This is a genomic window from Sphingomonas tagetis (assembly GCF_024211275.1).
Classification (GTDB): Bacteria; Pseudomonadota; Alphaproteobacteria; order Sphingomonadales; family Sphingomonadaceae; genus Sphingomonas; species Sphingomonas tagetis.
In genome coordinates this window covers 42,809-53,707 of record NZ_JAMLDX010000024.1, presented here as the reverse complement: position 1 = coordinate 53,707, position 10,899 = coordinate 42,809, and the positions used below count along the sequence as shown (strand labels likewise).

The following is a 10,899-nucleotide window of genomic DNA, read 5'->3' as shown; positions in this document are numbered from 1 at the left end:
GCGCCTTCTGCTCGCCGATCGAGACCACGATGATCTCGGTCGCCACGCCCTTTTCCTTCAGGCGGATCGCTTCCTCGACCGCAATCTCGTCGAACGGGTTCATGCTCATCTTGACGTTCGCCAGATCCACACCCGTCCCGTCCGCCTTCACCCGCGGCTTCACATTATAGTCAAGCACCCGCTTGACCGGCACCAGCACCTTCATTGTGTCCTCCGCTTGTCGCGTCGTTTTGCAATTTCGAGTCCGCGAGCCCTTTGTAGGACCCGGTTTGTTTTCGCAAGTCCGGTATGGCAGCGGCTGTCAGCCATCACGGAGCTGTCAAAAACGCAAAAAGGGGCCGGAAAGCTGCGCCCCCGGCCCCTTCTCAATGGGCGTCGATTGGCCGGGGATCAAGCAGCCTGCTTGACCTCCGCGACGATCTTCTTTGCCGCGTCGCCGAGATCGTTCGCCGGGACGATCGCCAGGCCGGAATTGGCGAGGATGGCCTTGCCTTCCTCGACATTGGTGCCCTCGAGGCGGACGACCAGCGGGACCGACAGATTCACTTCCTTCGCCGCGGCGACGATGCCGGCGGCGATGATGTCGCACTTCATGATCCCGCCAAAGATGTTGACGAGAATGCCCTTCACCGCAGGATCGGCGAGGATGATCTTGAACGCCGCGGTCACTTTCTCCTTGTTGGCGCCACCGCCGACATCGAGGAAGTTGGCCGGGAACATGCCGTTGAGCTTGATGATGTCCATCGTCGCCATGGCGAGGCCGGCGCCGTTGACCATGCAGCCGATATCGCCGTCGAGCTTGATGTAAGCGAGGTCGTACTTCGACGCTTCGAGCTCGGCCGGGTCTTCCTCGGTCTCGTCACGCAGCGCCAGCAAGTCCTTGTGACGGAACAGCGCATTGCCGTCGAAGCCGACCTTGGCGTCGAGGACGAGGAGGTTGCCCTGCTCGGTCAGCGCGAGCGGGTTGATCTCGATCTGCTCGGCGTCGGTGGCGAGGAACGCGTCGTAGAGCGACTTGGCCACTTTCGCGGCCTGCTTCGCCTGATCGCCCGACAGGCCGAGCGCGGCGGCGACGGTGCGGCCGTGATGCGGCATGAAGCCGGTCGCCGGATCGACCGAGAAGGTCTTGATCTTCTCCGGCGTCGAATGCGCGACTTCCTCGATGTCCATGCCGCCTTCGGTCGAGACGACGAACGCGACCTGGCTGCTGGCGCGATCGACGAGGAGCGCGAGGTAGAATTCCCTGGCGATGTCGGCGCCGTCGGTGACGTAGAGGCGGTTGACCTGCTTGCCGGCGTCGCCGGTCTGGATCGTCACCAGCGTGTTGCCGAGCATGTCGGTCGCGTGCGCCTTCACTTCATCGAGGCTGAAAGCGAGACGGACGCCGCCCTTGGCGTCGGGGCCGAGTTCCTTGAACTTGCCCTTGCCGCGGCCGCCGGCATGGATTTGCGACTTCACGACGTAGAGCGGCCCCGGCAGCTGCTTCGCCGCTTCGACGGCTTCCTCGACAGTGAAGGCGGCGTGGCCGGCCGCGATCGGCGCACCGAACTTCGCCAGCAGTTCCTTGGCCTGATATTCGTGAATGTTCATGCGCAGATCCTTTGCGTTGCAGCAAATTTGCGCCGCCTAAAGCACAGCGTTTCAACGGAAGCAAATCCCGAATGATCGATACTAAGACGCAGTCGCAATAAAGACATTTCTTCGATGGATTGGAATACGTTATGGGCTGAGCCCAGTGGCGCAAAGCGCGGCGGAGCTGGTTGCAACGGCGACGATCTCGGGATCGCCCAGCGCGCGGATACGGCGGAGCAATTGGTCCACCGACTCGGCGCGGCGCGCCTTGGGCAGATCGGCGATCCGCATCAGCTGTGCGAGCGACAGGCGATCGACCATCCGCCCGGCCATACAGGCCGCCAGCGGCGGGGCGAGGCCGGCATTGACAAGGCCGGTGCGCAGTTTCGCCTCGGGCACGGCGCAGGCGGACAGGGCCAGCAGGCCGGCGACAAGGAAGGGTGCGCTTCGCATGGCGCGTCGCTATATCGCGCGCATGAATCCGGCAATCAGTTCTATTTTTGGCGGCATCCTGCTGTTCATCGCGACGATCGCCTTCATGGAGGGCGTGGCCTATGCCGCACATCGCTGGGTGATGCATGGGCCGGGCTGGTTCCTGCACAGGAGTCACCACGAGCCGCGCACGGGCAATTGGGAGCTCAACGACCTCTATGCGGTGATCTTCGCCGTGCCGTCGATCGTGCTGCTGCTCGGCGGGGTGCAGCTCGGCTGGTGGCCGGGCTTCGTCTGGATCGGCGCGGGGATCGCGGGTTATGGCGCGATCTATTTCGGGTTCCATGACGTGATCGTGCATCGCCGGGTGGGGCACCGCTATGTGCCGCGCTCGGCCTATATGAAGCGCATCATCCAGGCGCACCGGCTGCACCATGCGGTCGAGACCAAAGATGGCACGGTGAGCTTCGGCTTCCTGTGGGCGCCCGCGCCGGAGCGGCTCAAGGCGCAGCTCAATGCCGGCGGCAATGCCGGCGTGCGGGCACCAGCCGGGCCGCGCAGCTGATCGGGGACCCGCTCTTTTATGCGCTGGCGGTGCCGGCGGTGATCCTGCTCGGCCTGTCCAAGGGCGGGTTCGCCGGGTTGGGCGCGCTGTCATTGCCGATGGTCGCCTTTGCCACCGATCCGGTGCGCGCGGCGGCGATTTTGCTGCCGATCCTGATCGTGCAGGATGTGGTCGGCGTATGGGCGTTCCGGCGCAGCGTCGACGGGTTCGTGCTGGGTTGGACGCTGGCGGGCGCAGTGATCGGGATCGTGCTGGGCTATGTGTTCGCGGCGAGCGTGCCGGCGGACTGGGTGCTCGCGGCGGTCGGTGCGATCTCGATGCTGTTCGGTGCCTATCGGTTGTGGCGCGACAAGCACGCGCAGCCCGAAGCCTCGAACTCGCCCGGCTGGGTCGGCGCGCTGTTCGGCGTCGCTTCGGGCTTCACCAGCCAGATCGCGCATGCCGGGCAGCCGCCATGGCAGCTGTGGGTGCTCCCGCGCCGGCTGGCCCGCGACATGCTGGTGGGGACGACCGCGGTCTATTTCGCGCTGGTCAACTGGATCAAGGTGCCGGCCTATCTCGCGCTCGGGCAATTCACCCGCGAGAATCTGCTGACCGCGGCGGCGTTGCTGCCGGTGGCGATTCTCTCGACCTTTGCCGGGGTGTGGCTGGTCCGGCGGGTGTCGCCCGAGCGCTTCTACGTCGCGATCTACTGGCTGATGATTGCGGTGGGCGCTGTGCTGATCTGGAAAGCCGCAGCCTAGTCGAACAAACTCGATACCGAGCTCTCGTCCGCGATGCGGCGCATCGCTTCGGCGAGCAGCGGTGCGATCGTCAGGTGGCGGATCTTCTGCGCCTGGCCGACCACATCGTGATTGCCGATCGAATCGGTGATCACCAGCTCCTTGAGCGAAGAGCCATCGACTCGCGCCACCGCGCCGCCCGACAGCACGCCATGGGTGCAATAGGCGACGACGTCCTCGGCCCCTGCCTCGCGCAGCGCGGCGGCGGCGTTGCACAAGGTGCCGGCCGAATCGACGATGTCATCGATCAGGATGCAGAAACGGCCTGCGACATCGCCGATGATGTTCATCACTTCCGATTCGCCGGCGCGCTCGCGGCGCTTGTCGACGATCGCCAGCGGCGCGTTGTCGAGCCGCTTGGCCAGCGCGCGCGCGCGCACCACGCCGCCGACATCGGGCGAAACGACCATGAGGTTCTTGTCGGAAAAGCGAGCCTTGATGTCCTCGCTCATGACCGGGGCGCCGAACAGATTGTCGGTCGGGATGTCGAAAAAGCCCTGGATCTGGCCGGCATGGAGGTCGACCGAGAGCACGCGGTCGGCGCCCGCCTTGGTGATCAGATTGGCGACCAGCTTGGCCGAGATCGGGGTGCGCGGGCCGGGCTTGCGGTCCTGCCGGGCATAGCCGAAATAGGGGAGCACGGCGGTGATCCGCTTGGCCGATGCGCGCTTGAGCGCATCGATCATGATCAGCAATTCCATAAGGTTGTCGTTGACCGGGAAGCTGGTCGACTGGAGCAGGAACACGTCCTCGCCGCGGACATTTTCGAGGATCTCGACGAAGATTTCCTCGTCGGCGAAACGGCGCACATTGGCCTGGGTCAGCGGGATTTCGAGATAGCTCGCGATCGCCTGGGCGAGCGGCAGGTTCGAATTGCCGGCCATCAGTTTCATGTGTGTGCCGCTCCCCAGCGCTGAATCCAAAGCGTCCCCTTAGGAGGCGGAGCGGTTCGCGAAAAGAGGCGTTTGGTTTATGAGGCGAAGGCTGTGCTGTTCCGCACGGAGTCGATGCGGTTCAGGACAGTGGTGCTGTCCTATCTAGACAGGCTGCTTGAAAGATAATAACAAGCAGCTGAAATACTATTCCGTGCGTTGAAGCGATTCACGGAAGGCATCTGGAGGCTGGAGAGAGCATGACCGTGGACGCGCGTCCCAATCTTCCACCGTTGTCGCTGCATGTACCCGAACCCAAGTTCCGGCCCGGCGACACTGTCGACTTTGCCGCGGTCGAAGTGCCGCCCGCCGGTGCCCAGCCCCGCCCCGACACCGCCGCCGACCCGGCGAGCTTCCATGAGCTCGCCTATACGCTGGTGCGCGTGCTCGACGACGCGGGGCAGGCGGTCGGCCCGTGGAACCCGCGCCTGACCCCCGACACGCTGCGGCAGATGCTGCGCGACATGGCGCTGGTGCGCGCGTTCGACGAGCGCATGTTCCGCGCACAGCGGCAGGGCAAGACCAGCTTCTACATGAAGTGCCTGGGCGAAGAGGCGGTGGCGGTTTCGGCGACTCATGCGCTGAGCCGCGACGACATGTGCTTCCCGAGCTATCGCCAGCAGGGCATCCTGATCGCGCGCGGTTACGCGCTCGAACGGATGATGAACCAGATCTATTCGAACACCGCCGACGAGCTGCACGGCAAGCAGTTGCCGATCATGTATTCGTCCAGGGAAGACGGCTTCTTCTCGATCTCGGGCAACCTCACCACGCAATATCCGCAGGCAGTGGGCTGGGCGATGGCGAGTGCCGCCAAGGGCGACACGCGCATCGCCGCGACCTGGTGCGGCGAGGGCTCGACCGCGGAGGGCGACTTCCACTCCGCGCTGACCTTCGCGACCGTGTACAAGGCGCCGGTGATCTTCAACATCGTCAACAACCAGTGGGCGATTTCGAGCTTCTCGGGCTTTGCCGGCGCCGAGGCGACGACCTTCGCCGCGCGCGCGATCGGCTATGGCATCGCGGGCTTGCGCGTCGATGGCAACGATGCGCTGGCGGTCTATGCCGCGACGTCATGGGCGGCCGAGCGCGCGCGGACCAATCAGGGGCCGACGCTGATCGAGCATTTCACCTATCGCGCCGAAGGCCATTCGACGTCGGACGACCCGACGCAATATCGCAGCGCGGGCGAGCCCACCGCCTGGCCGCTGGGCGACCCGGTCGCGCGGCTGAAGGACCATCTCATCGCCATCGGCGAATGGGACGAGGAACGCCATGCCGCCCAGGACCGCGAGCTCGCCGAGCTGGTCAAGGTCGCGCAGAAGAATGCCGAGAAGAACGGCATCCTCGGTCACGGCCTGCACCAGCCGCTCGATTCGCTGTTCGACGGCGTGTTCGAGGAAATGCCCTGGCACCTCAAGGAGCAGCGCCAGCAGATGCTCGACGAGGAAACCGCCTCGGGCCGTCCATGGGCGCGCAAGAAATGAGCGAGGCGATCGTGAGCGAAGAAGTTGGCGTGAGCGAAGCCGGGGCCAACACCCGCATGAACATGATCCAGGCGATCAATTCCGCCATGGAGGTCATGATGGCGCGCGATCCCAGCGTGATCGTGATGGGCGAGGATGTCGGCTATTTCGGCGGCGTGTTCCGCGCGACCGCGGGCTTGCAGGCCAAGTTCGGCAAGACCCGTGTGTTCGATACGCCGATCACCGAATGCGGCATCATCGGCGTGGCGATCGGGATGGGCGCCTATGGCCTGCGCCCGGTGCCCGAGATCCAGTTCGCCGACTATATCTATCCCGCGCTCGACCAGCTGGTCAGCGAGGCGGCGCGGCTGCGCTATCGTTCGGCCGGGCAGTTCACCGCGCCGCTGACGGTGCGCTCGCCGTTCGGCGGCGGCATCTTCGGCGGACAGACGCACAGCCAGTCGCCCGAAGGCATCTTCACGCACGTATCGGGCGTGAAGACGGTGATCCCCTCGACCCCCTATGACGCCAAGGGGCTGCTGATCGCGTCGATCGAGGACAATGACCCGGTCATCTTCTTCGAGCCCAAGCGCATCTATAACGGCCCGTTCGATGGCCATTGGGACCGCCCGTCGAAAAACTGGTCGGGCCATGCCGGCGGCGAGGTGCCCGAAGGCTATTACCGGATCGAGCTGGGCAAGGCGGCGATCGTGCGGCCCGGCGAGGCGGTGACGATCCTCGCTTATGGCACGATGGTGCATGTCGTGCAGTCGACCGTCGAGGACATGGGCGTCGACGCCGAGATCATCGATCTGCGCACGCTCGTTCCGCTCGACATCGAGACGATCGAGGCGTCGGTCAAGAAGACCGGGCGCTGCATGGTGGTGCACGAGGCGACGCGGACCAGCGGCTTCGGCTCGGAACTGGTGAGCCTGGTGCAGGAGCGCTGCTTCTATCACCTCGAAGCGCCAGTCGAACGCGTCACCGGCTTCGACACGCCGTATCCGCACTCGCTCGAATGGGCGTATTTTCCCGGGCCGGTCCGCATCGGGCAGGCGCTCAAGAAACTTCTCAAGGACTGATCCGCAATGGCACGCTTCACGTTTCGCTTGCCCGACATCGGCGAAGGCATCGCCGAGGCCGAGATCGTCGCCTGGCACGTCAAGGTCGGCGATCGAGTCGAGGAGGACCAGCAGGTCGCGGACATGATGACCGACAAGGCGACGGTCGAGATGGAATCGCCGGTGTCCGGCACGGTCGTCGAACTGGCCGGCGAGGTCGGCGACATGGTGCCGATCGGCTCCGGACTGATGGTGGTCGAGGTCGATGGCGACGTTGCCGAGGAATCCGACGCCGCACCGGTGAGCGAGGACGTCGAGGCGCAGATCGAGGCGGAGACGCCGGGGGTGGACGAAGTCACGGAGTCGGCTCCGGAACCCGTTCGCCCTGAGCCTGTCGAAGCGTCTATCGCCGCAAGCGACGCGCCCGCGGCGACAGGGCCTTCGACAAGCTCAAGCCAAACGGAAGTTGCTACGCCGAAATCAACGGTCCTCGCCTCACCTGCCGTGCGTCAGCGCGCCAAGGACCTCGGCGTGGATCTCGCACAGGTGAAGACCGACGGCGACCGCGTGCGCCACGCCGATCTCGACGCCTTCCTGCGCTATGGCAGCGGGCAGGGCTATCACGCCCCGCACGCCAGCCAGGCGCGTGAGGATGTGCCGGTCAAGGTCATCGGCATGCGCCGCCGCATCGCCGAGAATATGGCGGCGGCCAAGCGCACCATCCCGCACTTCACCTATGTCGACGAGATCGACGTGACCGCGCTGGAAGAGATGCGTGGCGACCTCAACGCCAATCGCGGGTCGCGGCCCAAGCTGACGATGTTACCGTTCGTGATCGTCGCGATCTGCCGCACCCTGCCAGACTTCCCGATGCTCAACGCGCGCTACGATGACGAGGCCGGCGTGGTGACGCGCCATGGCCGGGTGCACATGGGCATGGCGACTCAGACCGATGCGGGCCTGATGGTCCCGGTGCTGCGCGACGCGCAGGACATGAATGTGTGGCAGCTGGCGAGCGAGATCACCCGCCTCGCCGAAGCCGCGCGCACCGGCAAGGCGAAGTCGGAGGAGCTGTCGGGCTCGACCATCACCATCACCTCGCTTGGCCCGCTCGGCGGCGTCGCGACGACGCCGGTGATCAACAAGCCCGAGGTGGCGATCATCGGCCCGAACAAGATCGTCGAGCGCCCGGTGTTCCGCGGCGACGACATCGTGCGCGCCAAGCTGATGAACCTGTCGATCAGCTGCGACCACCGCGTGGTCGATGGCTGGGACGCGGCGAGCTATGTCCAGGCGCTGCGCAAGCTGCTCGAAACGCCGGTGCTGCTGTTCGCGGATTGATCGCCGCCGCCTGACCGGCTTCGTCGCTTTTCGCTTCCGCGGCAGCGATGATAGGCTGGCGGCGTGAGATTGTTCGCCTGCCTTGTCATGATCGTGCTGTCGGCGGTTCCTGCTGCGGCCGAACGGCGACAGCCGTCGGCGGCGCTGGCAGCCGCGATGAACGGGCGCGAGCCTCAGGCGGCGCTGGCGCTCGCTCGGACGGAGCTACGCCTTTGCCGCGCAGAGGCGAAGGCGGGTGACGACTGCTTCGCGCTGCTGTGGCAAAATTTCTTCGCGCATCGCTGGGCGGGGCAGGTCGATGCCGGAATCCAGTATCTCAAAGAGGCGCTGGCGATCGCCGAAGCCGGGCGGGCCACACGCCAGGAGCATTGGCAATTGCTCGCGCAGATCGGGGTAGAGCTGGAAGATCTCGAGCGCCGCGCCGATGCCGAGCCTTATTGGCGCGCCGTCGTCGCGCTGATGACGGGCGATCCGCGCGAAGACATTTATCGGCTGCTGCTGGCCGAAAATCTGCGCACGCAGGGCAAGTTCCTGCTGGCGGAGGGCGAGGTCGCCCGCGCGGCGCTGGCGCTCCAGCGCTCGCCGGCCGCGACGCCGGGGCGGATCGCCTCGATTCACAATTTGCGCGCCCTGATTCTCGACGGGCAGCAGCGCTGGGCGGAAGCGGCGATCGAATTCCGGCTGGCGCTGGCCATCCGGCGGGCTGACCCGCAGACCAAGTCGAACATTGTCGGGCGAACCTATGTCAATCTGCTCGGCCCCCTGCTCAAGCTCAAGCGATATGACGACGCCGAACAGGCGGTGAAAGAAGCGCTCGCGCTCGATGTCACGGACGATCCCGCGCTGATCGTCCAGCTGGTGCTGCTCGATGCGCCGCTTGCCGAAGCGCGGGCGGATTGGGCCCGCGCCGAACGGGCCTATCGCCGCGCGCTGGAGTTGCAACTGGCGATCTCGCGGACATCCACCGCCACGGCGAATGTCTATCACGGACTCGGGAGCTTCCTGATCGAGCGGGGCCGGTTCGCGGAAGGCGAGCCGTTTCAGCGCAGCGCCTATCGCATATACCGGTCCCGTCTTTCAGCCGATCATCCGCGGCGTCTGGCGATCACGATCTGGCTGGCGGGATGCCTGTTGCGGCTGGACCGGGCGGCCGATGCGAGAACGCTGTTCCGTGAAGCCGGGCGAGGGTTCGACACGCGCGTTGGCGACGTTCGGCTTGCCGGAACGGGCAGTGAGGCGGCAGACCGGCGTCGGATCTTCTTCGGCCAGGTGAAGACCGCGTGGCGCGTATCGGTTCCGTCTCCCCGCGCGATTAGCTGAGCGCCGCGCGGACTTTCTCGCGGCCTTCCTCGAACCGCTTGCGGATGCCGTCGCGGATGCGTTTGCGCTCGCCCTCGACCGCGAGGCGGCGCTGATTGAGCGCGTCGAACGCCGCCTTGTCGGTGGCGCTGCCGAAGCCGAAATAGCCATTGGCGTTCGACCAGCCGCGCTTGGCGAGAAGCTGGCAAAGCGATTGCGTCGCCTGCCACATCTCGCGCTCCTGCTTGAGCAAAGCCTCGGCGGCACCTTCAGGCGGTGTGACGATCAGGACGATGGCCTGCTTCACGTCATCCGCGAGGTTCGCGGTTTGCGCGGCGCGGGCGAGTGCTGCAACGCGCGTCGCACGATCCGCGCCGGCCTTTTCAGCTGCGCTTGCGAGCGCGCCGATCGACGGGCAGTTGCTCAGGACCGCGGGCGCTTGCGAGAGCAGATAGGGGCTGTTGAGCGTGCCGAGATTGAGCTTGGCGATTTCGGCATTCTGCGCTTTCACCGCGCGCTCGTCGGCGCGGACCAGCTCGGCATAGGCCGTCGAGATCGCGCCGCGGCCGGGATTGCTCGGCAGGATCGGCGTGGCGTCGGGATTCAGCTCGAGCTCGGCGAAGGTGCTGGCGTCGGCTGCCGTCCCGGCATGGCCGATGCGCGAAGCATTGAGCCCGGCGAGCGCACCGCCACCGATCAGCAGCGCGAGTGATGCAGCGGTCCACCAGCCCGGCCCACGCCGCAGTCCGGCGGCGAGCGCGAGTAGCCAGAACAGCAATCCGGCGGCCGCTCCGGCCCCTACCAGCGTGGCCAGCGGCAGCGGCGGCGCGACGCGCGGCAGGATCAGCGCGGCGCTGGCGAGGACAGCCAGGCCGAGCAGCACCGCGATCAGCGGCAGCGGGCGGCCCGGGCGGAGTGGGGGATCGAACTCATCGCTCATTACTTCGCCTCCGCGATCCATGCCGCCGCCGTCGCGCCGTCCCATTCCATGTCGCCGGCCACGCGCCATATTTCGCGGCCTTGCGAATCATAGAGAATTGTCGTCGGTAGGTTGACGCCATAGCCGGTCGAGAGCGCGACATCGGTATCGAGATACGGCTTGAGCGCCTGGAACTTCGCCTTCTCGAAGAACGGCGTGACCTTGGCCGCGCCTTCCAGGTCCTGGCTCACCGTCAGCACCTGCAGCTTGCCCGATTCGCGCACCGCCACCCGGTCGAGCGTCGGCATTTCGCGCACGCATGGCGCGCACCACGTCGCCCACAGGTTGAGCAGCAGCGGCTTGCCCTTGAAGTCGGCGAGCGTGACGGTCTTGCCGTCCGGCGCCTTGAACGGCGTCGCTGGCGCGGCCTCGCCCTTGTGGCTGCGGTCGAGCTTGTCGGCCCGGGTGGGCGCGGTCTCGTTCGCTGGCGCAGCGTCGCTATCGGTGGGCACAGTTGCGTTTGCTTGCCC

Annotated in this window: 12 protein-coding genes; 6 read left to right on the top strand and 6 right to left on the bottom strand. The window is 66.1% G+C overall.

The genetic code is table 11. The annotated features are described in order from the left end of the window. The 3 genes from M9978_RS20910 to M9978_RS20900 all read right to left on the bottom strand — a co-directional run. On the bottom strand, positions 1-205 hold a 205-nt coding region (locus tag M9978_RS20910), incomplete at its 3' end, for an electron transfer flavoprotein subunit beta/FixA family protein (protein ID WP_436977211.1). A gap of 185 nt (positions 206-390) precedes the next feature. Then, complete coding sequence (sucC, locus tag M9978_RS20905) at positions 391-1,590, bottom strand: ADP-forming succinate--CoA ligase subunit beta (RefSeq protein WP_254296743.1); 1,200 nt, start codon at positions 1,588-1,590, stop codon at positions 391-393. Positions 1,591-1,719: 129 nt separating this feature from the next. Further along, complete coding sequence (locus tag M9978_RS20900) at positions 1,720-2,025, bottom strand: hypothetical protein (RefSeq protein ID WP_254296741.1); 306 nt, start codon at positions 2,023-2,025, stop codon at positions 1,720-1,722. Between M9978_RS20900 and M9978_RS20895 the strand changes: the two genes are divergently transcribed. Both M9978_RS20895 and M9978_RS20890 read left to right on the top strand, forming a co-directional pair. Next, entirely contained in the window at positions 2,024-2,569 is a 546-nt protein-coding gene (locus M9978_RS20895) for a sterol desaturase family protein (protein WP_254296739.1), read from the top strand. The genes M9978_RS20900 and M9978_RS20895 overlap by 2 nt on opposite strands. Then, positions 2,566-3,312 (top strand): sulfite exporter TauE/SafE family protein, encoded by a 747-nt coding sequence (locus M9978_RS20890; RefSeq protein WP_254296749.1) that lies wholly within the window; start codon positions 2,566-2,568, stop codon positions 3,310-3,312. The genes M9978_RS20895 and M9978_RS20890 overlap by 4 nt, the downstream gene beginning before the upstream one ends. On the opposite strand, the gene M9978_RS20885 is transcribed toward M9978_RS20890, so the two are convergent. Next, complete coding sequence (locus M9978_RS20885; protein ID WP_254296737.1) at positions 3,309-4,244, bottom strand: ribose-phosphate pyrophosphokinase; 936 nt, start codon at positions 4,242-4,244, stop codon at positions 3,309-3,311. The genes M9978_RS20890 and M9978_RS20885 overlap by 4 nt on opposite strands. Positions 4,245-4,483: 239 nt before the next feature. Between M9978_RS20885 and M9978_RS20880 the strand changes: the two genes are divergently transcribed. The 4 genes from M9978_RS20880 (at position 4,484) to M9978_RS20865 (ending at position 9,471) form a co-directional block, all read left to right on the top strand. Beyond that, the gene (locus M9978_RS20880; RefSeq protein ID WP_254296735.1) at positions 4,484-5,770 is read left to right on the top strand and encodes a 3-methyl-2-oxobutanoate dehydrogenase (2-methylpropanoyl-transferring) subunit alpha; all 1,287 of its coding nucleotides are present in this window, start codon (positions 4,484-4,486) and stop codon (positions 5,768-5,770) included. Between the two features lie 56 nt (positions 5,771-5,826). Next, a complete protein-coding gene (locus tag M9978_RS20875; protein ID WP_254296747.1) occupies positions 5,827-6,831 on the top strand; it encodes an alpha-ketoacid dehydrogenase subunit beta in 1,005 nt (334 codons plus the stop codon). Between the two features lie 6 nt (positions 6,832-6,837). Continuing rightward, on the top strand, positions 6,838-8,151 hold the full coding sequence (locus M9978_RS20870) for a dihydrolipoamide acetyltransferase family protein (protein ID WP_254296733.1): 1,314 nt from the start codon (positions 6,838-6,840) through the stop codon (positions 8,149-8,151). 63 nt (positions 8,152-8,214) lie between these two features. Beyond that, positions 8,215-9,471: a tetratricopeptide repeat protein gene (locus M9978_RS20865; protein WP_254296730.1), complete on the top strand. Its 1,257-nt coding sequence runs from the start codon at positions 8,215-8,217 to the stop codon at positions 9,469-9,471. On the opposite strand, the gene M9978_RS20860 is transcribed toward M9978_RS20865, so the two are convergent. Both M9978_RS20860 and M9978_RS20855 read right to left on the bottom strand, forming a co-directional pair. Continuing rightward, a complete protein-coding gene (locus M9978_RS20860; protein ID WP_254296728.1) occupies positions 9,464-10,390 on the bottom strand; it encodes a hypothetical protein in 927 nt (308 codons plus the stop codon). The genes M9978_RS20865 and M9978_RS20860 overlap by 8 nt on opposite strands. Continuing rightward, entirely contained in the window at positions 10,390-10,881 is a 492-nt protein-coding gene (locus M9978_RS20855; protein WP_254296725.1) for a TlpA family protein disulfide reductase, read from the bottom strand. Before M9978_RS20855 ends, M9978_RS20860 begins: the two co-directional genes overlap by 1 nt. Between the last annotated feature and the right edge of the window lie 18 nt (positions 10,882-10,899).

Bases quoted from the DNA above. Each gene is read 5' to 3' on its own strand.
- M9978_RS20860 (WP_254296728.1), bottom strand. From the start codon at position 10,390: ATGAGCGATGAGTTCGATCCCCCACTCCGCCCGGGCCGCCCGCTGCCG.
- M9978_RS20875 (WP_254296747.1), top strand. From the start codon at position 5,827: ATGAACATGATCCAGGCGATCAATTCCGCCATGGAGGTCATGATGGCG.
- sucC (WP_254296743.1), bottom strand. From the start codon at position 1,590: ATGAACATTCACGAATATCAGGCCAAGGAACTGCTGGCGAAGTTCGGT.
- M9978_RS20885 (WP_254296737.1), bottom strand. From the start codon at position 4,244: ATGAAACTGATGGCCGGCAATTCGAACCTGCCGCTCGCCCAGGCGATC.
- M9978_RS20895 (WP_254296739.1), top strand. From the start codon at position 2,024: ATGGCGCGTCGCTATATCGCGCGCATGAATCCGGCAATCAGTTCTATT.
- M9978_RS20870 (WP_254296733.1), top strand. From the start codon at position 6,838: ATGGCACGCTTCACGTTTCGCTTGCCCGACATCGGCGAAGGCATCGCC.
- M9978_RS20880 (WP_254296735.1), top strand. From the start codon at position 4,484: ATGACCGTGGACGCGCGTCCCAATCTTCCACCGTTGTCGCTGCATGTA.
- M9978_RS20900 (WP_254296741.1), bottom strand. From the start codon at position 2,025: ATGCGAAGCGCACCCTTCCTTGTCGCCGGCCTGCTGGCCCTGTCCGCC.